17 protein-coding genes are annotated in these 22,174 nt (G+C 63.8%); 10 read left to right on the forward strand and 7 right to left on the reverse strand.

Annotated features, from left to right (window positions below; translation table 11 throughout):
- From B3873_RS10070 to B3873_RS10080, 3 genes are all read right to left on the reverse strand, one after another.
- Positions 1–1,370: methyl-accepting chemotaxis protein (locus tag B3873_RS10070; RefSeq protein WP_286865735.1), on the reverse strand; the 1,370-nt coding region annotated here is incomplete at its 3' end.
- A gap of 299 nt (positions 1,371–1,669) precedes the next feature.
- Positions 1,670–2,362, reverse strand: coding sequence for a GntR family transcriptional regulator (locus B3873_RS10075; protein WP_039784781.1), 693 nt, complete (start codon positions 2,360–2,362; stop codon positions 1,670–1,672).
- A 107-nt stretch (positions 2,363–2,469) separates the two neighbouring features.
- Positions 2,470–3,801: a C4-dicarboxylate transporter DctA gene (locus B3873_RS10080; protein WP_134223814.1), complete on the reverse strand. Its 1,332-nt coding sequence runs from the start codon at positions 3,799–3,801 to the stop codon at positions 2,470–2,472.
- 166 nt (positions 3,802–3,967) lie between these two features.
- Here B3873_RS10080 and B3873_RS10085 point away from each other — a divergent pair, with 166 nt between their 5' ends.
- From B3873_RS10085 to B3873_RS10100, 4 genes are all read left to right on the forward strand, one after another.
- Positions 3,968–5,221 carry an allantoate amidohydrolase gene (locus B3873_RS10085; RefSeq protein ID WP_286865739.1) on the forward strand — a complete coding sequence of 418 codons (1,254 nt, stop codon included), beginning with the start codon at positions 3,968–3,970 and terminating at the stop codon, positions 5,219–5,221.
- A 39-nt stretch (positions 5,222–5,260) separates the two neighbouring features.
- Positions 5,261–6,889: an HAL/PAL/TAL family ammonia-lyase gene (locus B3873_RS10090; protein ID WP_286865741.1), complete on the forward strand. Its 1,629-nt coding sequence runs from the start codon at positions 5,261–5,263 to the stop codon at positions 6,887–6,889.
- A 240-nt stretch (positions 6,890–7,129) separates the two neighbouring features.
- Positions 7,130–8,899 carry a methyl-accepting chemotaxis protein gene (locus B3873_RS10095; protein ID WP_286865743.1) on the forward strand — a complete coding sequence of 590 codons (1,770 nt, stop codon included), beginning with the start codon at positions 7,130–7,132 and terminating at the stop codon, positions 8,897–8,899.
- Between the two features lie 200 nt (positions 8,900–9,099).
- A complete protein-coding gene (locus B3873_RS10100; RefSeq protein ID WP_286865745.1) occupies positions 9,100–10,860 on the forward strand; it encodes a methyl-accepting chemotaxis protein in 1,761 nt (586 codons plus the stop codon).
- A gap of 14 nt (positions 10,861–10,874) precedes the next feature.
- Here B3873_RS10100 and B3873_RS10105 read toward each other — a convergent pair whose 3' ends face one another.
- Entirely contained in the window at positions 10,875–12,332 is a 1,458-nt protein-coding gene (locus B3873_RS10105; protein WP_286865747.1) for a sensor histidine kinase, read from the reverse strand.
- A complete protein-coding gene (locus B3873_RS10110) occupies positions 12,332–13,006 on the reverse strand; it encodes a response regulator (protein WP_034331694.1) in 675 nt (224 codons plus the stop codon). Before B3873_RS10110 ends, B3873_RS10105 begins: the two co-directional genes overlap by 1 nt.
- Before the next feature lie 288 nt (positions 13,007–13,294).
- Between B3873_RS10110 and B3873_RS10115 the strand changes: the two genes are divergently transcribed.
- From B3873_RS10115 to B3873_RS10135, 5 genes are all read left to right on the forward strand, one after another.
- Positions 13,295–14,275 carry a tripartite tricarboxylate transporter substrate binding protein gene (locus B3873_RS10115; RefSeq protein WP_121041045.1) on the forward strand — a complete coding sequence of 327 codons (981 nt, stop codon included), beginning with the start codon at positions 13,295–13,297 and terminating at the stop codon, positions 14,273–14,275.
- Between the two features lie 79 nt (positions 14,276–14,354).
- Positions 14,355–15,461: an ABC transporter substrate-binding protein gene (locus B3873_RS10120; protein WP_039783127.1), complete on the forward strand. Its 1,107-nt coding sequence runs from the start codon at positions 14,355–14,357 to the stop codon at positions 15,459–15,461.
- A 193-nt stretch (positions 15,462–15,654) separates the two neighbouring features.
- Complete coding sequence (locus B3873_RS10125) at positions 15,655–17,466, forward strand: ABC transporter permease (RefSeq protein ID WP_039783341.1); 1,812 nt, start codon at positions 15,655–15,657, stop codon at positions 17,464–17,466.
- A gap of 73 nt (positions 17,467–17,539) precedes the next feature.
- Positions 17,540–18,628 (forward strand): ABC transporter ATP-binding protein, encoded by a 1,089-nt coding sequence (locus B3873_RS10130; RefSeq protein WP_039783129.1) that lies wholly within the window; start codon positions 17,540–17,542, stop codon positions 18,626–18,628.
- A 219-nt stretch (positions 18,629–18,847) separates the two neighbouring features.
- Positions 18,848–19,918 carry a porin gene (locus B3873_RS10135; RefSeq protein WP_084319776.1) on the forward strand — a complete coding sequence of 357 codons (1,071 nt, stop codon included), beginning with the start codon at positions 18,848–18,850 and terminating at the stop codon, positions 19,916–19,918.
- A gap of 113 nt (positions 19,919–20,031) precedes the next feature.
- Here B3873_RS10135 and B3873_RS10140 read toward each other — a convergent pair whose 3' ends face one another.
- Positions 20,032–20,661 (reverse strand): hypothetical protein, encoded by a 630-nt coding sequence (locus B3873_RS10140; protein ID WP_286865755.1) that lies wholly within the window; start codon positions 20,659–20,661, stop codon positions 20,032–20,034.
- Between the two features lie 12 nt (positions 20,662–20,673).
- Complete coding sequence (locus B3873_RS10145; RefSeq protein WP_198516401.1) at positions 20,674–20,832, reverse strand: hypothetical protein; 159 nt, start codon at positions 20,830–20,832, stop codon at positions 20,674–20,676.
- A 178-nt stretch (positions 20,833–21,010) separates the two neighbouring features.
- Between B3873_RS10145 and B3873_RS10150 the strand changes: the two genes are divergently transcribed.
- Positions 21,011–21,982, forward strand: coding sequence for a 3-hydroxyacyl-CoA dehydrogenase NAD-binding domain-containing protein (locus B3873_RS10150; RefSeq protein WP_286865758.1), 972 nt, complete (start codon positions 21,011–21,013; stop codon positions 21,980–21,982).
- The last annotated feature ends 192 nt before the right edge of the window (positions 21,983–22,174 follow it).

Below are 22,174 nucleotides of genomic sequence, written 5' to 3' on the forward strand. Positions count from 1 at the left end.
TTGGTCTGGAAGGCGATGCCGTCGATCACCGTGATGATGTCGGCGATCTGGCGCGAGGAGGCATTGATGGCTTCCATGGTCGAGACCACGTTGCCGACCACTTCACCGCCCTGCGCAGCGATCCGGGAAGCATTGCCGGCCAGTTCGTTGGCGCGGCGCGCGCTTTCCGAGTTCTGCTGCACGGTCGAGGTCAGCTGCTCCATGGCCGAGGCGGTTTCTTCCAGCGCACCGGCCTGCTGCTCGGTACGGGCCGACAGGTCCTGGTTGCCGCTGGCGATCTCGGTGGAAGAAATCTTGACGGTATCGCTGCTGCGGCGCACGTCCTGCAGGATGCCGGTGATCTGGTTGACGAACTGGTTGAAGGAGCGCGAGATCTGCGTCAGTTCATCCTTGCCGTCTTCGTCCAGGCGCAGGGTCAGGTCGCCGTTGCCGGAAGACAGGCTGTCCATGGCCCGGCGCACGCGCGAGAGGCGCTGGAACACCGCCGTGGTGATCACGCTCATGATCCCCGCTGCCACCAGTGCCACCAGCACCAGCGCGATCAGCGCCGAGCGCGTGGCATTGCGCATGCCGGCGGTGACGTCGGCCTTGTCCATGGCCAGCATCAGGGTCCACTCGGTGCCTTTGATGGGGATGCCCTTGATGAGCTTGGCCGCGCCATCCAGTTGCAGCGCGCTGACCTTGTCGTCGCCGCCCAGGCTCTGCAGGCGTTCCGGGGTCAGCTCGGCATTCCACTCCTTGGCCGGCTTGTTGACCCACTGGCCATCCGGGTGCGCCAGCATCAGGCCGTCACGGTCCACCAGGAAGGCGTAGCTGGCCGGGGTCGGGTGGATGGCGCGCACCACTTCGGAGACGCCATCGAGGAACATGGCGGCCGCCACCACGCCCACGCGCTGGCCGTTCTGCATCACCGGTGCGGTGAAGGAGACCATCGGCTTCTTGGTGGCGACGTCGGTGTAGGGCTTGGTCAGCACCGGCTTGCCGGCGGCCACCGCCTGCTTGTACCAGGGACGGGCGGTCGGATCATACCCTGCCGGCAGGCCTTCGGCAGCCGAGGTAAAGGCGGTCTTGTCCTCGCGGCCGAGGGTGGTGACGTAGAAGCCGCCGCTCTTCTGCAGCAGCTTGATGACGAACACCGGATCGGCCCCCTGCACGCCTTCGGCGGCGGCTACCGTCATGGCGGTGCGGGCCGCCACCCATTCATTGATGGTGGAACCGAAACCGGTGGCCACGGCTTGAGCATTGCGTTCGATGGCGCGGTCATTGTCCGTCTGGATGATGAAGAAGGACACCGTCCCGACCACCGCCAGGCTGGCGACCAGCAGGGCGATCGTATAGAACAGGATGCGGGCTTTGATGGAGTTGAGCATGTGGAATCCCTGAAATCATTATTGTTTGGTGAACTAGGCCCTGTTCAATCTTGACGGACGGCATCCGGACCGGTGCATGAGTGTGGCCCCCGCTGCCGTGGCGGTAACCGAGGAATACAGCAGGATTTCACCGTCTGATGCGGGCTTGCCCGACCCCCGGGTGGTTCCGGGGCGATATGAAAAAAACTTAGTCGGAGTACGGTCAGACCGCCCGCTATCCCTTGCAGCAGGCGGACTGATATGAATAAAAATGAATTTTTACTAAGTTTTACAACGCCGCTCAGCGCTTGCTGACGAATTCATGACAACAGTTCGCGCAGCAGATCCTTGCGCGGGCCGGACTTGGGTTCAAAGGCCAGTGCCTGTTCCACATGCAGCAGGTGATGTTCCATCAGTTCGACGGCCTTCTCGACATCGCCCGCCCGCGCCGCCGCGATGAAGGCGCCATGTTCCTCGCTGGAGCAGGCGGCATCGCGTGTGGACTGGTAGAGCATGGTGATGAGGGCGCTGCGGCCGGCCAGCTTTTCCAGGATGTCGGTCAGCACGTCGTTGCCGACGATGCGCGCCAGCAGGATGTGGAAGTCGCTCAGCAGGGAAGAGCGCACCTGCATGTTGTCATCCTTGACGGCCTGGCGTTCCTGTTCCAGGTGCGCTTCCAGCCGGGCGTAATCCGCTTCGGTGGCGCAGGCCACGAACTGGCGCACCATGGCCGCTTCCAGCGCCCGGCGCACGAAGAACAGGTTGCGCGTCTCCTCCACCGTGGGTTTGCTGACGAAGGCCCCCTTGTCGGGGATCAGGTCCACCAGCTTGTCCTTGGCCAGCATCACCAGCGCCGCACGGATCTTGGTGCGGCTGACCTGGTACACCCGCGCCAAGGCTTCTTCGGGCAGCTTGGCACCGGGCGGCAGGCGCTGCGCGGCGATATTGGCCGCGATGTCGCTGGCGATGGCGTCGGAGCTGTCGGGTGCGGGGGCAGGGACGGAAGCGGTCATGGCTGGGGGGGACGAGTGGCTGGGAAGGCCGCCCTGCGGCGGCGCTCCATTGTAACCAGTGCAACGATGGCCAGCCAATTCCGATTCCCCGGCATCCATCGGCGGGCTCAGGCCCGGGCCGGGTTGCCGGCCACGCCCGGCAGGTCGATGACGGGCAGTTCCTCGGCCAGCGGCGTCACGTATTCGCCATTGAGCACGGCGCGGGCGCGTTGCTTGTCGATATCCTTTTCCCAGCTGGCGATGACCACGGTGGCCACGCAATTGCCCAGCAGGTTGCCCAGCGCACGGGCGATACCGATGAACCAGTCGATGGACAGCACCAGTACCAGGCCCACGACCGGAATGGCCGGGATGGTGGTCAGCGTGGCCGCCAGGATCACGATGGCCGAGCCGGGCACGCCATGTGCGCCCTTGGAGGTGACCAGGGCAATGGCCAGGATCGCCGCCAGGTCACCCCAGGACAGGTGCGTGTTGGTGGCCTGGGCGATGAACAGCGCGGCCATGGTCAGGTAGATCGAGAAGGCATCCAGGTTGAAGGAATAGCCGGTCGGGATCACCAGGCCGACGGTGGACTTCTTGATGCCCATGTGTTCCAGCTTCCTCATGATCTGCGGCAACACGCTGTCCGAGGAGGTGGTGGCCAGCACCACCACCAGCTCTTCGCGCAGGTAGCGGATCAGCTTGAAGATGGACAGCCCGCTGGCGCGCAGGATGCCGCCCAGCACCACCAGCACGAAGAAGATCACCGCACCGTAGAACAGCAGCACCAGCAGTGCCAGCTGCTTCAGGGAGCCGATGCCGTACTTCCCGACCGTGAAGGCAATCGCCCCCAGCACGCCCAGCGGTGCCAGGCGGATGAAGAAGGACATGCACTTGAAGAAGGCGTCCGAAAGCGACGACACCAGCGCCACCACCGGTGCGCCCTTGTCACCGATCAGCAGCAGCGCGCAGCCGAAGGTCACCGAGATCAGCAGCACCTGCAGCACGTCGCCGGAGGTGAAGGCGCTCACCGCGGTGGCCGGGATCAGCTTCATGATGAAGTCGGCAAAACCGGTCTCCTTGACCTTGCCGGCATTGGCCATGTAGCCCGACAGGCTGCTGGCATCCAGGTTGCTGGGATCGATGTTCATGCCCGCGCCGGGGTGGACCACCAGCGCCAGCACCAGGCCCAGCAGCAGGGCGATGGTGGTCACGACTTCGAAATAGATGATGGCCTTGACGCCCACGCTGCCGACCTTCTTCAGGTCGCTGGCACCGCAGATTCCTTGCACCACCACGCAGAAGACGATGACCGGAATGATCATCTTGATCAGCTTGATGAAGCCGTCGCCCAGCGGTTTGAGGCTTTGACCAAAATCCGGCCACAGCAGGCCGATGACGATGCCGGCCACCAGCGCCAGCACCACCTGCCCGAACAGGGACTTGAATACTTTGCTCACCGTTGTCTCCTTGACTTGTTTTATTGAAATGTTGCCAACGCAGGTGATCTTTTTTGTCGCGGTGGCGCGAGATCACTATATTGCATACAATTTTTGAATACAATAAAAAACACGAAAATTTTCGAGTCCCGCTCCATCCCGGAGCCGGTCGAGCAGAGGAGACGCGATGAACGCCATGGACCTGTCCAGCCAGCAGGCCGGCCAGCAAGCGATGCAGTGGGCCGAGCTGCTGGCGCAGCACAGTGAAGCCCCCGGCATGCTGACCCGGACCTATCTCACCCCCACGCACCAGGCCGCCGCCGCCGAGCTGACGCGCTGGATGGAGCAATCCGGCCTGCGCGTGCGGCGCGACAACGCCGGCAACGTGATCGGCCGCTACGAGGCCGCGCCCGGACATGAGCATCGTCCGGCGCTGGTGACCGGTTCGCACTTCGATACCGTGCGCAATGCCGGCAAGTACGACGGCAACCTGGGCATCGTGCTGCCGCTGGCCTGCATTGCCCAATGGCATCGTGCGGGCAAGCGTTTTGCATTTCCCATCGAGGTGATCGGCTTTGCCGAGGAAGAGGGCGTGCGCTTCAAGGCCACCCTGCTGGGCAGCCGCACCGTGGCCGGCACCTTCGATCAGGCCGTGCTGGAGAACGTCGATGGCGAGGGCATCAGCATGCGCCAGGCGATCCGGGCTGCCGGACTGGATCCGGCCGGGATTGCAGGGGATGCGTGGTCGCCCGCTTCCGTGGCGGCGTTTGTGGAGGTGCACATCGAACAGGGCCCGCTGTTGCTCAACGAGCGCTTGCCGGTGGGCGTGGTCACCGCCATTTCCGGGGCCAGCCGCTTCATGGCCGAGGTGCGCGGCCTGGCCGGGCATGCGGGGACCGTCCCGATGCACCTGCGCCGCGATGCTGCGATGGCGGCAGCCGAGATCGGGCTTTACATCGAACGGCGCTGCGGCATCAAGCCGGGGCTGGTGGGCACCATGGGCATCCTGGAAGTGGTGCAGGGCGCGGCCAATGTGGTGCCGGGGCTGGCCAGTTTTTCCATCGACATCCGCGCCGAGGAGGATGCGGACCGTCTGGCGGCGGTGGCCGACGTGCGCGCCGAGATCGAGCGCATTGCCGCGCGGCGGCAGGTCGAAATCGCTCTGCGCCAGACCCATGAGGCGGCCAGCGTGCCCTGCGCGCCGCGCCTGCAGGCGGCCTTGGCGCGGGCCATCGAGACGGCCGGCTGGCCGGTGCGCCACCTGCCTTCCGGGGCCGGTCACGACGCCATGGCCATGGCACCGCTGGGCGAGGTGGCCATGCTGTTCGTGCGCTGTGGCAACGGCGGCATCAGCCATCACCCCGACGAAACCATGAGCACCGAGGACGCCTGCATCGCTGCGCAGGTCTTCAGCCATCTGGTCGAACAATTCCAGCCCTGAGTGCGCTCAGGCTTTTTACTGAAAGATTACGGAGTTCCCATGTCCACCATCACCATCGACGGATTCAAGCTCACCGCTGCGCAAGTCGTCAGCGTGGCCCGCGCCCCTCACCTGAAAGTTGCGCTCGCCGAGTCTTCGCGAACGGCGCTCAAGCAAAGCCGCGACTACATCGAGAGCACCTGGATGCACGATGAAGCACCCATGATGTACAGCTTCAATACCGGCGTCGGTTTGCTCAAGGACACGCGCATCAAGGTCGAGCATATCGAGCTGTTCCAGACCCAGCTGATTCGTGCGCACAGCGCGGGTATCGGCGAGCCGTTCTCGGAAGAAGTCAGCCGCGCCACCATGCTGCTGCGGGCCAATGCGTTTGCATCGAATTATTCCGCGCCGCGCGTGGAAGTGGTGGATCGCCTGCTGGCCTTCATCAATGCGGGCATCCATCCGATCATGCCGCAGAAGGGATCGGTCGGCGCTTCCGGCGATCTCGCGCCACTGGCTTATCTGGCGGCGGCCATTGCCGGGTTTGATGAAGCCGAAGTGATGTATCAGGGCCAGCGCATGCGCGCCACCCAAGCCATTGAGCAAGCCGGGATAGGTTCGGTCAAATTTGATCTTAAGGCCAAGGATGCCTCGGCGCTCATCAATGGCTGTACCGCCTCGCTGGCGGTCGCCATCCTCGCCGCGCACGATGCGCGCCATCTGCTGACGGATGCCTGCCTGTCGCTCGGGCTGACGCTGGAAGCGATGCGGGCCGAGATGTCGGCCTTCGATCCGCGTATCCAGCAGGCGCGTCCGCATGCGGGCCAGATCAAGACGGCAGAAGTCATCCGCACGCTGATCAAGGGCTCCACCCGTACCACGCATGAAGCGCGCGCCGTGCAATTGCCCGATGAATTGCGCCGCACCGATATCCCCTACACCGCGCGCATTCAGGATGTGTATTCGCTGCGCTGCGCGCCGCAAGTGTATGGTCCGGTATTCGATGCACTCGACTACATCGATACCATCATCGAGAAAGAGACCAACTCCGCTACCGACAATCCGCTGATCTTCAACAAGGAAGACGGCGAAGGTTTCGAAATCATTTCCGGCGGCAACTTCCACGGCCAGTATCTGGCGCAGGCGATGGACTTGCTGGCCATGGCGATCACCGATCTGGGCAGCATCTGCGAACGCCGTATCGCGCGCCTGATCGACCCCACCCTGTCGTGGGGATTGCCGCGCAACCTGATGAGCGGCGTGCGCGGCGTCAACACGGGCTATCCGGTGGTGCAGTGTTCCATGAGTTCGCTGGTGATGGAAAACCGCACCCTGTGCATGCCCGGCAGCGTCGACAGTATCCCCTCCAAGGGCAACAGCGAGGACCACATTTCCAACTCGACCTGGTGTGCCCGCAAGGCCATGACGGTGGTGCAGAACACGCAATACATCGTCGGCGTGGAAATGCTGCTGGCGGCGCAGGCGCTGACCATGACCGAGGACTTGCTCAAGGACTTCAAGCTGGGGCAGGGTACGCAGGTGGCCTATGACGAGATCCGTCGGCAGATTCCGGCTTGCCTGGATGGCGATCGATGGTTCCACGACGACGTGCAGGCCGCGCATGGCTTCGTGGTGAGCGGGTCGGTGCGGGAGGCGGTGATCGCGGCCATCGGGACGTTCGTGTGACGGAAATGCGAGCCGAGCCATGAGAATTTGACCCCGCAGGCTCAAGTCTGACAAAAAGCTGACGTTCAGGAAGATTGAACGGCAGCTTTTTTCATTTTGGGGCAGGGCCAATGGGATTGCCTTGCGGCAATCGCATGTTGCGTGTTGTCTGCGCGCATCAGGATATCCCTGATGGCTGGATGACGCGCCCGCAGCCAGACTGCGCTCACCAGCACTCTCACACTCCATCGAGGAACACGAATGAACATCAAGAACATCAAGATCAGCGCACGACTGGCGGCCTGCTTCGGCATCCTGGTCGCGGTCATGTGCCTGATCGCGGGCGTAGGAATGCAGAGCCTGCACAGCATCAGCAAGGCTTCGCGCATTGTCGTCGAGGACCGCTACGTGAAGATCGCGTTGGTGATGGAGATCCGCGAGAACGTCAATTCGGCCGCGCGCAACCTGCGCAATGCCATGCTGGGACGCAACCCCGAGGAGGCCAAGCGCTATCTCGACCGCGGTGCGGCCAACAGCGCCAAGACCACCGAGTCCATGAACCAGATCGAAAAACTGATCAGCACGCCGCGCGGCAAGGAATTGTTCAAGGCCATTCAGGACGCGCGTGCCGCCTACAGCACGTCGCGCGACAAACTGCGCGAGCTGATCATTCAGCAGAAGAAGGAAGAGGCCACCGAGCTGCTCTTCAACGAAGTCATTCCCAAGCAGGACCGCTACTTCGACGTCCTCAACGACTTCGTCGCCTTCCAGAGAACGCTGATGGATGAAAGCGTGGCCCAAGGCCAGCAGACCAGCGATTCGGCCATCGCCCTGATGCTGGAACTGTCGGCCGTGGCCATTCTGCTGTGCGTGCTGGCAGCCTGGTGGGTCACGCGTTCCATCACGCGGCCGCTCAATGAAGCCGTGGACGTGGCCAGCGCCGTGGCGCAGGGCGACCTGACGGTACAGATCGGCGAGACCACCCGGGACGAAACCGGCAAGCTGCTGGCTTCGCTCAAGGCCATGAACCAGAACCTGCACCGCATCGTCAGCGAGGTGCGGACCGGCAGCGACACCATCAATACCGCCTCCTCCGAAATCGCCAGCGGCAACCTGGACCTGTCGTCCCGCACCGAAGAACAGGCCGGGGCGCTGGAAGAGACCGCCTCGGCGATGGAAGAACTGACCTCCACCGTCAAGCAGAATGCCGACAACGCCCGCCAGGCCAACAGCCTGGCCGCGACCGCCTCCGACGTGGCAGTGCAGGGCGGCAGCGTGGTGGGCCAGGTGGTGCAGACCATGGGCGAGATCAACGAAGCCTCGCGCAAGATCGTCGACATCATCAGCGTCATCGATGGCATCGCTTTCCAGACCAACATCCTGGCCCTGAACGCCGCCGTGGAAGCGGCCCGTGCCGGTGAGCAGGGACGCGGTTTTGCGGTGGTGGCTTCCGAAGTCCGCACCCTGGCCCAGCGCAGTGCGTCCGCGGCCAAGGAGATCAAGGCCCTCATCGATGATTCGGTCAGCCGCGTGGATAACGGCAGCCGTCTGGTGGAACAGGCCGGTGCCACCATGAGCGAAGTGGTGGCCAGCGTGCGCCGCGTTACCGACGTGGTGGCCGAGATCTCGGCGGCGAGCAACGAACAGAGCGACGGCATCGAGCAGATCAATCACGCCATCGTGCAGATGGACGAAGTGACCCAGCAAAATGCCGCCCTGGTGGAACAGGCCGCCGCCGCCGCCCAGTCCTTGCAGGAACAGTCGGGCCGGCTGGTGGAAACGGTGAGCATCTTCAAGCTCAGCAGCCATGAGATGCCGCGTGCGCAGCCCGCGCGCAAGCCGGTGCCGCCCAAGGCCAGCAGCAAGCCGGTGGCCGCCGCGCCGGCCGCACCGGCCGCACCGGCCAAAGCCGCTGTGGCAGCACCCGCGCCGGCACCCAAGGCCCTGCCCGCGAAACCGGCCGCGTCAGCCAGCGCCAAGGCCGGCGGCAAGGCCATGGCGGCCGATGACGGGGATTGGGAACAATTCTGAACTAACTATCGCAGGCTCCGGGGCCAGGTCGGTCTTCCGGACCTCACCCTGCTTTCTCAAGTATTGGCCAAAAGCGCCGTTCAGCATCTGCTGTCCGGCGCTTTTTACATGCGTCTGGCGATCCAGTGCGGCGTTGCATTCCGCCAACAATTTGCTGACAGAAAGACATGCATGTCTTCACAGCCAACAAGGGGGTAAGTATGAACATCAAAGATATCAGGATCAGTGTCCGGCTGGCCGTCTGCTTCGCCGTGCTCATCGGGGTGATGTGCGTGATCACGGGGATCGCGCTCAAGAGCCTGAACCGGGTCGAGAAGTCCACCGCCGAGATCGTCGAGGACCGTTACCAGAAGATCGCCCTGGCCAGTGACATCAGTGACAACGTCAATGGCGCCGTGCGCAGCCTGCGCGATGCCTTGCTCGGCCGCACGCCCGAGGAATCGGCGAAGTACACGGAACAAGGGCAGGCCTTCAGCGCCAAGACCGGCAAAGCGCTGGCGCAGATCGAGAAACTGCTTACCAGCCCGCGCGACAAGGACATGCTCAAGATGGTCATGGATGCCCGCAATGCCTACACGCCCTCGCGTGACAAGCTGCGGGAACTGATCAAGCAGAACAAGAAGGAAGAGGGCACCGAATTGCTCTTCAAGGAAGTCGTGCCCGTCCAGGACAAATACCTCAAGGCGCTCGATGACTTCGTGGCCTACCAGAAGACCATGATGGACGAGAGCGTGGGCCAGGGCAAACAGACCGCCAGTTCCGCCACCAGCCTGATGCTGCTGCTCTCGGGTGTGGCCATCCTGATCTGCGTCGCTGCCGCCTGGCTGGTCACGCGCTCCATCACGGGTCCGCTCAACCAGGCCGTCAGCATCGCCGGTGCGGTGGCGCAGGGCGACCTGACGGTGCGCATCGAGGCCACCACCAAGGATGAGACCGGCACCCTGCTGGCCTCACTGAAGTCCATGAACGAGAACCTGCATCGCATCGTCACCCAGGTCCGCCAAGGGACCGATGCCATCACCACCGCGTCGAAGGAAATCGCCAGCGGCAACCTGGACCTGTCCTCGCGCACCGAAGAGCAGGCTGGCTCGCTGGAAGAAACCGCCTCGGCCATGGAAGAGCTGACTTCCACCGTCAAGCAGAATGCCGACAACGCCCGCCAGGCCAACACCCTGGCCGCCACCGCCTCCGAAGTGGCGGTGCAGGGCGGCAGCGTGGTGGGGCAGGTGGTGCAGACCATGGGAGAGATCAATGATGCTTCCCGCAAGATCGTCGACATCATCAGCGTCATTGACGGCATCGCCTTCCAGACCAACATCCTGGCCCTGAACGCGGCGGTGGAAGCCGCCCGTGCCGGCGAGCAGGGACGCGGCTTCGCGGTGGTGGCCTCCGAAGTGCGCACCCTGGCCCAGCGCAGCGCATCGGCCGCCAAGGAGATCAAGGCCCTCATCGATGATTCGGTGACGCGGGTGGACAACGGCAGCCGCCTGGTGGAGCAGGCCGGCAGCACCATGAGCGAAGTGGTGGCCAGCGTCAAGCGCGTCACCGACGTGGTCGGCGAGATCTCGGCCGCCAGCAGCGAGCAGAGCGCCGGCATCGAGCAGATCAACCGCGCCATCGCGCAGATGGATGAAGTCACGCAGCAGAATGCCGCGCTGGTCGAGGAAGCGGCGGCCGCTGCGCAATCCCTGCAGGAGCAATCGCACCGCCTGTCAGAGACGGTCAGCATCTTCCGGCTGGATAGCCAGCATGCGGCGATGGGGGCTGCGACTGCCTACGCCAAACCGGTGGCCAGCAAGCCCGCCGCTCCCAAGCCAGCGGCACAGAAGCCCGCCGCCGTACCGCCCGCGCCCGCCGTCGCGGTCCCCGCCCTGCCGGCCAAGACGGCCGCCAACGCCGCCATTGCCAAGGCCAGCAGCAAGGCACCGCCGGCCGGTGACGGGGATTGGGAACAATTCTGAACTAACTCTGGTGGTCAGGCGCGCAGCTCGACGACGCCCGGAAAGGCGATGCGCACCACCAGCCCGCTGCCTTGCGACGGGGCATCCAGCGTGACGCTGGCCCTGTGCATGGCGGCGATCTCGCGCACGATGGCCAGCCCCAGCCCGGTACCCCCCGGGTTGACGTGCTGGGTGGCCCCGGCGCGATAGAAGGGTTCGAACACTTTTGCGCGCTCGGCCTCGGCGATGCCGGGGCCGTTGTCTTCCACCTCCAGCAGGGCCGCAGTCGGCTGCCCCGGACGGCGCATGGCGCGCACGCGCAAGGTGACCTGGCCGCCGATGGGCGTATAGCGGATCGCATTGTCCAGCAGGTTCACCATCAGTTCATGCAGCAGCAGGGCATTGGCTTCGATGCCGACGTCGCCCTCTTCCTCGAAGGCCAGCCCGATGCGCCGCGCCACCGCCTGCTGCGACAACTCCAGCGCGACCTGCCGTGCGGCATCGGTGAGCGAGACGCGCATGGTGCCGCCCTCGGCCGCGCCATGTTCGGCGCGTGCCAGGGTCAGCAGGCGATTGGCCAGATGTACGGCGGAATCGGTGGTGCGGGCCATGCCCTCCACCAGCTCGCGCAGTTCGGCCGGGTCCAGCCGCGTGCGGCGCAGTTCGCGCAGGGTCAGTTCGGATTGGGTCTTCAATACCGTCAGCGGCGTACGCAACTGGTGCGAGGCATCGGCGATGAAGCGCCGCTGCGCACTGATGAGGGCCTGCAGCCGCTCCATGTAGCCATTCATGGCCTGCACCAGCGGGCGCATTTCCTTGTGTACCAGGGCCGGATCAAAACCGGACAGGTCGGTCGGCGCACGCGACTCCACCTCGCCCTTGAGCTGCATCACCGGGCGCAGCACGAAGCGCACCGCGAACCACACCAGCAGCGCCGCCACGGTCACCAGCGTGCCCTGGCGCCACAGCGTGTCGAACAGGATCTTGCGCGTCATGCCGTTGCGGCCCTCCATGGTTTCGCCGACCTGGATCAGGGCGATGCCGCGCATGCTGTCGTCATACACCGGCTGCAGCAGCGCGGCGATGCGGATGGGCTGGTTGTGATAGTCGGCCTGGTAGAAGCGCACCAGGGCCGGATAGACTTCCGAGCGCTTGACGTTGGCAGGGACCGGCGGCAAGTCTTCGTAGCCGGACACCAGTTCCCCTTTCAGGCCCGTGACCTTGTAGTAGATGCGGCCCAGGGTATCGGTCTCGAAGCTGTCCAGCGCCACGTAGGGCACGTCGGCCGTGACATGGCCATTGACGATGGAGACCCGTTCGGCCAGCGCACGGGTGGAGGCCAGCAGCGAACGGTCGTAGGCCAGGTCGGCCACTTCCAGCGCGTTGTAGTAGACCGAGACTGCATCGAGAGCCACCAGCAGCGTCAGCGGAATCAGCAGCCAGCGCACCAGCTGGCTGCGCAGGTTGCCCAGTCGGCGGGTAGCCTGCGCCATTACGCGGCCTGCAGCAGGTAGCCCAGGCCGCGCAGAGTGGTGATGCCGACGCGGCCGGCGCCCTCGTGTTCCAGCTTCTTGCGCAGGCGGTGGATGTAGATCTCGATGGCGTCCACGCTGGCATTGTCATCCAGCGAAAAGACCTGCTGGAACAATTTGTCCTTGGGGACCGTATGGCCCTGGCGCATGATCAGCACTTCCAGCACCGCGTGTTCGCGCGGGGTCAGCGCCAGCAGTTCGCCGTGATAGGTGAAGGTGCGCGATACCGTATCGAAGCACAGCGCACCGCAGGCCACGGTCACCGCTTCCTGGCTCTGCGAGCGGCGCAGCAGGGCTTTCACGCGCGCTTCCAGTTCTTCCAGTTCGAAGGGTTTGGCCAGATAGTCATCGGCCCCCAGGTTGAGGCCGCTGACGCGGTCAGCCAGGCCGCCGCGTGCGGTCAGGATCAGCACCGGCGTGCGGCTGCCGCGCGCACGCATGCGTTTGAGGACTTCCAGTCCATCCATGCGCGGCAGGGTCAGGTCGAGGATCACCAGCGCATAGTCTTGCGTGAGCAGCAGGCTGTCGGCGTCGGCACCGTTGTGCGCGCACTCCACCGTCAGGTGGGCGTCGCGCAGGGCCTTGGACAGCCAGCGGGAAAGTTCGATATGGTCTTCGACCAGCAGGATGCGCATGCGGCGGCCCTTTTACTTTTGCTTTTACTTGTACGTTGCGGTACGGCTTGTCTCCAGCGCGGATGCTAACAGATGGGCCGCCGCCTTTGAAATGTCCCCATCCGGCCATTGTGGAAACTGCGTAGCATCGATCCCACACTGACAGCTTCGCTGAAAGCCGGCTGAAAGGCTTTTCTTGTACGATGCGCCCATATCAAAAAATCCAAGCCGGAGACACATCATGACCACCCTTGGGTCCGGACCCGTCCGTACCGTTCTTCCCGCCTCCCGTTTCTGCTGCTGACCGCCATGAAGGCGGACCGCTCGCATCGTTGGCACCACTGTGTTCGCTTGCTGGCCGCCTGTCTGCTGGCCTGTGCGATGCCGTGCGCGCTGGCGGCCGAGTGCATCGTTCCGGCCAAGCCGGGCGGCGGCATGGACGCCTCGTGCAAGCTGTTGCGCCGGGCCATGCAGGAAGAGGGCGGCAAGCAGGACTTCAAGGTGGCGTATTTGCCCGGCGGCATCGGGGCCGTGGCCTGGAGTTCGGTGGTCTCGCAGCGGCGCGGTGGGCCGGAGACGCTGGTGGCGTTTTCGGGCGGCTCGCTGCTGAGCCTGGCGCAAGGCAAGTATGGCCCCGCCGATGTGGGCGACGTGCGCTGGGTGGCCGGGATCGGTATCGATCACGGCATGATCGCGGTACGCAGCGATGCGCCGTGGCGCAACCTGAAGCAGTTGCTGGAAGCGATCCGCAAGGATCCGTCGGCGGTCACCGTGGGTTTGTCCGGGACCGTGGGCAGCCAGGACTGGCTGAAGATGGCGCTGCTGGCGCAGCAAGCCGGTTTTACGCCGAGGCAGTTCCGCTTCGTGGCGCTGGAAGGCGGCGGTGATTCGTTTGCCGCCTTGCAGGCCGGGCACGTGCAGGTGATTTCGGGCGATACCTCGGAAGCCGCCTACTTCATGGCCGACGGCAAGGTGCGCATCCTGGCGGTGCTGTCCGAGCAACGCCTGCCGGGCCCGCTGCAGGCAATACCGACCGCACGCGAGCAGGGTTACGAGGTGGTGTGGCCGATCATTCGCGGCTTCTACATGAGCCCGCATGCGCCGGAGGCGGACTACCGGCGCTGGGTCCGGTATTTCGACCGGGTACTGGCCGATCCCGAATTCGATCGCCAGCGCAGTATCGGTGGCTTGCAACCCTTTGCCATGACCGGCAAGCCGCTCTCGGATTACATCGCGCAGACCGTTGCGCGTTATCGCAGGCAGTCCCAGGAGTTGGGCCTGGTGCGCTGATCAGCCAGGTTGCACACGCCGTCAGGCGTGCTCTGCAGCCGGGCCGGCGCAAGGTCCGTTTCATCATCAAGGAGAATCCATGTTGCACAAACGTCGCCTGAGCATTGCGCTCGGCCTGGCCCTCGCTTTGCCCGTCACTTTCAGCGGTGTGGCCCATGCCGACACCCCCGCCGGCTATCCCGCCGATTACGCCAAGGTCATCGAAGGCGCCAAGAAGGAAGGCAAGGTCGTGATCTACAGCACCACCGATTCCAAGGCGGCCGAAGCGCTGATCAAGGATTTCGGTGCGCTCTATCCGGGCGTGAAGGTCGAGTACAACGACATGAACTCCACCGAAGCCTACAACCGCTTCATCTCCGAAGCCGCCGCCGGTGGCGCCACGGCTGACGTGATGTGGTCCTCCTCCATGGACCTGCAGGTCAAGCTGGCCTCCGAAGGCTATGCCGTGGCCTACAAGTCACCGGAAGCCGCCGCCGTGCCGGCCTGGGCCAACTGGAAGGACACCGCCTACGGCACCACCTTCGAGCCGGCCGCCATCGTCTACAACAAGCGCCTGGTGACCGAAGCCGAAGTGCCGACCACCCACGACGAGTTCACCAAGCTGCTGGTCAGCAAGCAGGAAAAATTCAAGAACAAGGTCACCACCTACGACATCGAGAAGTCCGGCGTCGGTTTCAGCCTGATGACCTATGACCTGAAGCACAATCCGCATTTCTGGGACTTCGCCAAAGCCATGGGCGGCGTGGCCGCACGCGTGCAATCTTCGACCGGCACCATGCTCGAGCGCATCTCCTCGGGTGAAAACCTGATCGGCTACAACATCCTCGGCCCCTACGCCCTGGTGCGCGCCAAGAAGGACCCGTCCATCGGCGTGGCCTTCACCAAGGATTACAACCTGGTGCTCTCGCGCGTGATCTTCATCAACAAGGCCGGCAAGAACCTCAATGCCGCCAAGCTGTGGGTGGACTACATCCTCTCCAAGCGCGGCCAGACCATCATCGCCAATGATGCGCAGCTGTTCGCCATCCGTGGCGACGTTACCGGTGCCACCACCTCGGCCGAACTGACCAAGCAACTGGGTGCGTCGCTCAAGCCCATGCCGGTCTCGACCGAACTGCTGGAATACCTGGATCAGAAGAAGCGCCTGGACTTCCTGAAGCAGTGGAAGGAAGCCACCAAGAAGTAAATTTTTTAAATCAATCCTGTTATGGGCCGGGTAGTCCGCAGTGCCAAGGGCGTCACGCCTTCGATACGACCCTGCGGGTCTACTCAGTCCGAACGGGATGTTTGTCAGCACCTTGCAACATCGTTGTTCCGGAGCGCGGCCCTGGCCGCTTCCCTGCCTGTCCTGATCCATCTGCCCACTCATGAGGCGCACCATGCAAACCACCACAACGCTACCGCGCAGCGAGCCAGCCCTGCCGACCCGCCGTTTCCGGCTGAACTGGCCGCGCGGCCTGGTCGTGCTGCTGGCAGCCCTGGCCATCTTCGTGCCGCTGCTGCTGATCTTCTATCAAAGCTTCCTGTCGGCCCCGTTCTTCGCGCCGGTCAAGACGCTGACCTTCGATTCCTACCGCTTCATCTTCGATGACCCGGACTTCCGCCAGGCCTTCGTCAATGGCCTCACGCTGGCCACCGGCCTGGCCCTGATCGCCGTGCCGCTGGGCGGCATGCTGGCCTTCCTGATGGTGCGTACCGACCTGCCGGGCCGCAGCTTCATCGCCCCCGCCCTGATGGTGCCGATCTTCGTCTCGCCCATGGTGATCGGCTTCGGCTACGTGGTCTCGATGGGACCGGTCGGCTTCTACACGGTGTGGGTCAAGAACCTGCTGTCGGTGTTCGGTTTCGAGGGTGATCCGTGGAACATCTATTCCTTCACCAGCATCGTCATCATCGCCGGCCTGACCCACGTGCCGCACGTCTACCTGTATGCCTCGGCGGCCCTGCGCAGCCTGGGTTCGGATGTGGAAGAAGCGGCCCGCGTGGCCGGTGCCTCGCCGCTGCAGGTTGCGCTCAACGTCTCGCTGCCGATGATTACCCCGGCACTGGCCTACTCCGGCGTGCTGGTGTTCTTCCTCGGCTTTGAAGTGTTCGGCCTGGTGCTGGTGCTGGGCGATCCGGAAGGCCACCTGGTGCTGCCGACCTATCTCTACAAGCTCACCAACAAACTGGGCACGCCGTCGTATCACCTGATGGCAGCGGTGGCCGTGTGCCTGGTGGCGGTGACCATGCCGCTGGTAATGCTGCAGCGCTGGCTGCTGCGCTCGGCCAACAAGTTCGTCGCCATCAAGGGCAAGGGCGCGCGCCAGAAGGCGCTGCCGCTGGGCAAGTGGCGCTGGGTGGCGTTCACTCTGATCGCCGGCTGGCTGCTGTTCACGGTCATCATCCCGCTCTCGGGCATCGGCCTGCGCACCTTCGTCTCGCACTGGGGCGATGGCGTCAACCTGCTGGACGTGCTGACCTTCGAGAATCTGCTCAACGTGTGGGATCAACCCTCGCTGGTGCGCGGCATCATCAACACCGTGTTGATCGGTGTGATCGGCGGCGCCCTGGCCGTGGCCTGCTATACCGCCATCGCCCTGGCCATGCACCGCAAGCAGGATGGCGTGACGCGCTTCCTTGACTACAGCGTGCTGGTGCCGCGTGCGGTGCCGGGCCTGCTGGCCGGCCTGTCCTTCCTGTGGGTGTTCCTGTTCGTGCCCTCGCTGCTGGATTCGGCCCTGAAGGGCATCGACAACCCCATCGCCCTGTGGCTGGTGGACAGCTTCATCCCCGCCCTGCGCGGCCTGCGTTCGACCATCTTCTCGGTCTGGCTGGCGTACTCGGTGGTGTGGATGGCCTACGGCCTGCGCCTGATCAACACCGCCCTGCTGCAGGTCGGCCCGGAACTGGAAGAGGCCGCCCGCGCGGTCGGTGCTTCTCGGTCCCGCGTCACGCGTGACGTCACCCTCCCGCTGGTGCGCTATGGCCTGGTAGGTGCCTGGCTGATGGTGTTCCTGATCTTCGAGCGCGAGTACTCCACCGGTGTCTACCTGCTCTCGCCCGGTACCGAGGTGATCGGCTCGATGATCGTCTCCATGTGGGCCGCCGGCGCAGTGGAACTGGTGGCTGCACTGTCCTTCATCAACATCACGCTGGTGGCCGTGGGCCTGGGCATTGCGCTGCGCTTCGGCGTCAAGCTGCACGACTGACCTGCACCGAAAGCACGGCCGGTACCAAGGGTGCCGGCCTCCCGATACAGCAAGAGCATCCTGAGGAATCATCATGACCGAACTTTCCGTCAACGACCTGCACCTGGACTATGGTACCGGCGCCTCCGCCAACCCCATCCTGAAGGGTGTTTCCATGCAACTGCAGCGCGGCGAAGTGGTGGCGCTGCTGGGTCCCTCCGGCAGCGGCAAGACCACGCTGCTGCGCGCCGTGGCCGGCCTGGAATCGCCCAAGGCCGGCACCATCGACATCGGCACCCGCCGCGTTTTTGATGGCGCACGCAACTTCGAGATGCCGGCCGAAGAACGCAATCTGGGCCTGGTGTTCCAGTCCTATGCGCTGTGGCCGCACAAGACCGTGGCCGACAACGTCGCCTATGGCCTCAAGCTGCGCAAGACCCCCTCGGCCGAGATCGCCAAGCGCGTCAAGGAAGTGCTGTCGCAGCTGGGCCTGGGCCATCTGGGCGAACGCTATCCGCACCAGCTCTCCGGCGGCCAGCAGCAGCGCGTGGCCATCGCCCGTGCGCTGGTCTACAACCCGCAGGTGATCCTGCTGGACGAACCGCTCTCCAACCTCGACGCCAAGCTGCGCGAGGAAGCACGCGCCTTCCTGCGTGAACTGATCGTGCGCCTGGGCTTGTCGGCGCTGATGGTGACCCACGATCAGGGCGAGGCCATGGCCATCTCGGATCGCATCCTGCTGCTCAACAATGGCCGCATCGAACAGCAGGGCACGCCGCAGAGCATGTACCAGACCCCCAATACCCTGTTCACCGCCGAATTCATGGGCAGCAACAACAAGCTGGCGGCCGAGGTGGTCAGCCGCGAGGGCGACCGCGTGACCGTCAAGCTGGATGGCGGCACGGCGGTAGCGACCCTGCGCGGACGCGAGGATGCCAAGCCCGGCGAGCAGCTCACCGGCATCATCCGGGTCGAGCAGGTACGCATCGCGGGTGAGCAGACCGGCAATGCGATTCGCCTGCCGCTCTCGACCTGCATGTACCTGGGCGACCGCTGGGAATGCCTGTTCAAGGTCGAGGGCGGACCGGCCGGTTCGGTCGGCCTGCGTGCTTACGCACCGCAGCGCCTGGACCAGGGCGAATACTGGCTGTCGCTGCCGGAACAGGCCTTGTGGGCATTCTGAAAAACTAAGGTGGCCGAACGGAATGTCTAAGTTTCCCGTTCGGAAAAACTTAGTTTTTTGACGTTTCATCGCATCGATGAAAACCAGCGAGCAAGGCTACCCGCTATCGTCTCGCTCACCCGGAAAAGCCGTCAGGAGCACACCGGGTGCATGAACAGAAGACGTCGCACGGCACGGCCGTGCCGACGCCATCCAACGCTTTCAACCAAGGAGATCTCAGTGCAAAGGAATCACCTCGCCGCCAGCATGCTGGCCGCATTCGCCGCGTTCGCCACGACTTCCGTGCAGGCGCAAACTTCCGTTACCGTCTACGGCCTGATCGATTCGGGCGTGGAATATGTCACCAATGCCAATGCTGCCGGCAACAGCCTGGTGCGCCTGAGCTCGGGCACCATGAACACCTCGCGCATCGGCTTCCGTGGTACCGAAGACCTGGGCGGTGGCCTGAAAGCCATCTTCCAGCTGGAAAACGGCTTCAAGCTGGATAACGGTGCCTTCGACGGCGATTCCAACCAGCTCTTCAACCGCCAGTCCAACGTCGGCCTGGAAGGCGGTTTCGGCCGCGTGGTGGTGGGCCGTTCCTTCTCCACCACCTATGACTTCATCCTGCCGTTCGACCCGATGGGCTACTCGGCCAACTATTCCTGGGTGACCTCGGCCGGTGCCACCGGTGGCCGCAAGGATGGCATGCCGACCGGCGTGTCCAACCTGGTCAAGTACCAGGGCGAGTTCGCGGGCGTGAAGGTCGGTGCCATGTACGGCTTCGGCGAAGTGGCCGGCGAGACCAGCAACGGTGCCAAGTACGGTGTCGGCCTGGGCTGGGGTTCGGGTCCGTTCAGCGTGGCCGCGACCTATGACCGCAACAACAGCGTGAGCACCACCAACGCCCCGTATGACCGCGCCACCAGCGCCCACCTGGCCGCCGGCTACCAGCTGTCGGATGCCTGGAAGTTCAACCTCGGCTACCGCTACTACAAGAAGACCCTGGCCAGCGGCGCTGCCGACCAGCGCAGCGACTTCATCTGGGGCGGCGTGACGTACAAGTTCACGCCGGCCATGAGCGTGATCGGTGCGATCTACTACCAGAACATCAAGAACGTGGCCAACGATGCTGATCCCATCATGTACTCGCTGCGCCTGAAGTACGCGATGTCCAAGCGCACCGACCTGTACCTGAGCACGGCCTATGCCAAGGCCAAGAACAACCAACTGGTGGGCCTGTCGCGGGATGACGTCGGCTTCTCCAACAGCCAGTTCGGCATGACCCTGGGCATGCAGCACCGCTTCTGATGTCCGTGTAGTCCCCTGGCCCGGCACGCGTGGTTGGCGTGCGGGCCACGATAGTCTTGAGCCGTCATTGACCGGCGCACCCCTGCTGACGGCAGGCGTGCGCCGTTTTTTTTTCAGGGCTTGGGCGGTGGTGGCGAATGCAATTGCAGGAGATCGATCAGCCCCTCGTCACAGACCAGCCGGCCGCAGCCGCCCATGCTGGCCATCAGATGCGCACCGGCCAGCAGCACGAAGATGGTGCCTGCGCCTATCCTGCCCCACGGGGTGCGGCGTGGTTCATTTTCCTTTTCCGCGCTTTGCAGCAGCAGCAGCGTCGCCGGGTATTCAGCACTCTTGACACCCAGCAGGGCTGCAATGGTCAGGATTGCGGTCAGTGAAAACAGGGCCATCCAGGTATGGAAATGCATGCCTTGCAACAGCGGTCCCGTGGGCGTCTGCCCGGCCAGGGCTTCCAGCGAGATCTGGCGCAAGGCCATCAGCCCGGTCAGCAGCGCGCCCACCAGCGCTACCCCATAATGCGCACTCTTGATCCCGAAGCGCAGATTGCGCAGGAAGCCGATGCCGGTGAGGATGATGCCGGTGTACTGCAGCTGGCGTAGCGGGGTGCCAGGCAACAGCGCCATCGACTGGAGGTACAGCAGCAGGCCCAGGTAGCCACTGATGGCCAGCAGGCACAGGCAATTGAGGAAAATCCCGCCCGGCAGCACGGGTTCGCGTGGGGTGAAGACAACGGAACGGTCCATGAGACGGTGCCATTACAAGATGAAACCCAGGGGGGCCTGGGCGGTTTGGCTGAACCACCACAGGGTGACGATGGTGCTTGCCAACCATAGCTTGTTGCTTAGTGATTTCCAGCCGAGTGCAATCCCCAACACGGTGAGAAAGGCCAGCAGGAAAGGAAGATAGAGAAACATGGCGTGACCCGGAGTTGATCCCGATTCATATCCGGGAATTTGTTTATGTGCTTTGATGCCAATCGTAGCCGAATGCCCATGCAAATCTCGTTCTAAAACCTCGAATAAAATCGAGATTTATCAAGAATATTCATAACGAACCCGGCTTCATTGAAGCCCATCAACAAAGGAGACACAGATGCAAGCATCAGCAAGCGGCGCTCGGGCCGGTCAACAGGAGGTGCGCCGGGTAGCGGTGGTGGGCACCGGCGTGATCGGGGCCAGTTGGGCGGCCTATTTCCTGGCGCGGGGGCTGGAGGTCTCGGCCACCGACCCGATGCCGGATGCGGAAATGAAGTTGCGTGCCGCCGTGGCGCGTCACTGGCCCAGCCTGGAGTTGCTGGGGCTGGCGCCCGGTGCCTCCCCTGAGCGCCTGCGTTTCTCGGCCTCGCTGGAAGAGGCGCTCGAGGGTGCGGACTTCGTGCAGGAAAACGGCCCCGAGCGCGAAGACCTCAAGATCGACCTGTTCCGGCGCATGGATGCCGCGTTGCCGGCGCATGTGGTCCTGGCCTCCAGTTCCTCGGGTCTGCTGATGAGCAAGGTGCAGGCCGCCTGCCGCCATCCCGGCCGGGTGGTGCTGGGCCATCCCTTCAATCCGCCGCACCTGATCCCGCTGGTGGAAGTGATCGGCGGTGCGCAGACCGCACCGGAGGCGGTGCAGGCTGCGCTGGACTTCTACGCCGCCATCGGCAAGAAGGCCATTCATGTCCGCAAGGAGGTCAAGGGCCACATCGCCAACCGCCTGCAGGCCGCCCTGTGGCGCGAGGCCTTCCACCTGGTCGAACAGGGCGTGGCCAGTACCGAAGACATCGATACGGCCATCGCCTACGGGCCCGGCCTGCGCTGGGCTTTGATGGGGCCTTATCTCAATCTGCACATGTCGGGCGGAGAGGGCGGCATCGGCCACATGCTGGATCACCTGGGGCCGCCCATCGAAAGCTGGTGGGCCGATCTGGGAGCGCCTTCCATCACCGCTGCGCTCAAGGCACAGATTCGCGCTGGGGTAGAAGAGCAGATGAGCGGCAAGACTTCTGCCGGCATCGCTGCCGAGCGTGACCAGCTGCTGGTGCAGTTGCTGGCGGCCAAGAGCAAGACCAAAGTCATTCCTTGAAAACTAAGTTTTCTGAATTTTTTCTCTAAGGTAGCTTTCCTGAAAAACTTAGAAAAATTGAACTTTGTTCAATCGGATTTCAATCGATTTTCAATAGGTTTTCAATCGATGTTCATCGTGCAAAAACCAACCGTTCGGACTGAGTAACGGCCCCGCCGCGTATCGAAGACGCTGTGCAGCGTGATGATAATT

Source organism: Herbaspirillum sp. UBA812 (assembly GCF_002296545.1).
GTDB lineage: Bacteria > Pseudomonadota > Gammaproteobacteria > Burkholderiales > Burkholderiaceae_D > Herbaspirillum > Herbaspirillum huttiense.

What these genes read in the sequence shown, in the direction of transcription:
- B3873_RS10120 (WP_039783127.1), top strand. Translation starts at nt 14,355, where the DNA reads ATGTTGCACAAACGTCGCCTGAGCATTGCGCTCGGCCTGGCCCTCGCT.
- B3873_RS10090 (WP_286865741.1), top strand. Translation starts at nt 5,261, where the DNA reads ATGTCCACCATCACCATCGACGGATTCAAGCTCACCGCTGCGCAAGTC.
- B3873_RS10145 (WP_198516401.1), bottom strand. Translation starts at nt 20,832, where the DNA reads ATGTTTCTCTATCTTCCTTTCCTGCTGGCCTTTCTCACCGTGTTGGGG.
- B3873_RS10085 (WP_286865739.1), top strand. Translation starts at nt 3,968, where the DNA reads ATGAACGCCATGGACCTGTCCAGCCAGCAGGCCGGCCAGCAAGCGATG.
- B3873_RS10140 (WP_286865755.1), bottom strand. Translation starts at nt 20,661, where the DNA reads ATGGACCGTTCCGTTGTCTTCACCCCACGCGAACCCGTGCTGCCGGGC.
- B3873_RS10105 (WP_286865747.1), bottom strand. Translation starts at nt 12,332, where the DNA reads ATGGCGCAGGCTACCCGCCGACTGGGCAACCTGCGCAGCCAGCTGGTG.
- B3873_RS10150 (WP_286865758.1), top strand. Translation starts at nt 21,011, where the DNA reads ATGCAAGCATCAGCAAGCGGCGCTCGGGCCGGTCAACAGGAGGTGCGC.
- B3873_RS10075 (WP_039784781.1), bottom strand. Translation starts at nt 2,362, where the DNA reads ATGACCGCTTCCGTCCCTGCCCCCGCACCCGACAGCTCCGACGCCATC.
- B3873_RS10095 (WP_286865743.1), top strand. Translation starts at nt 7,130, where the DNA reads ATGAACATCAAGAACATCAAGATCAGCGCACGACTGGCGGCCTGCTTC.
- B3873_RS10125 (WP_039783341.1), top strand. Translation starts at nt 15,655, where the DNA reads ATGCAAACCACCACAACGCTACCGCGCAGCGAGCCAGCCCTGCCGACC.
- B3873_RS10130 (WP_039783129.1), top strand. Translation starts at nt 17,540, where the DNA reads ATGACCGAACTTTCCGTCAACGACCTGCACCTGGACTATGGTACCGGC.
- B3873_RS10100 (WP_286865745.1), top strand. Translation starts at nt 9,100, where the DNA reads ATGAACATCAAAGATATCAGGATCAGTGTCCGGCTGGCCGTCTGCTTC.
- B3873_RS10110 (WP_034331694.1), bottom strand. Translation starts at nt 13,006, where the DNA reads ATGCGCATCCTGCTGGTCGAAGACCATATCGAACTTTCCCGCTGGCTG.
- B3873_RS10115 (WP_121041045.1), top strand. Translation starts at nt 13,295, where the DNA reads ATGAAGGCGGACCGCTCGCATCGTTGGCACCACTGTGTTCGCTTGCTG.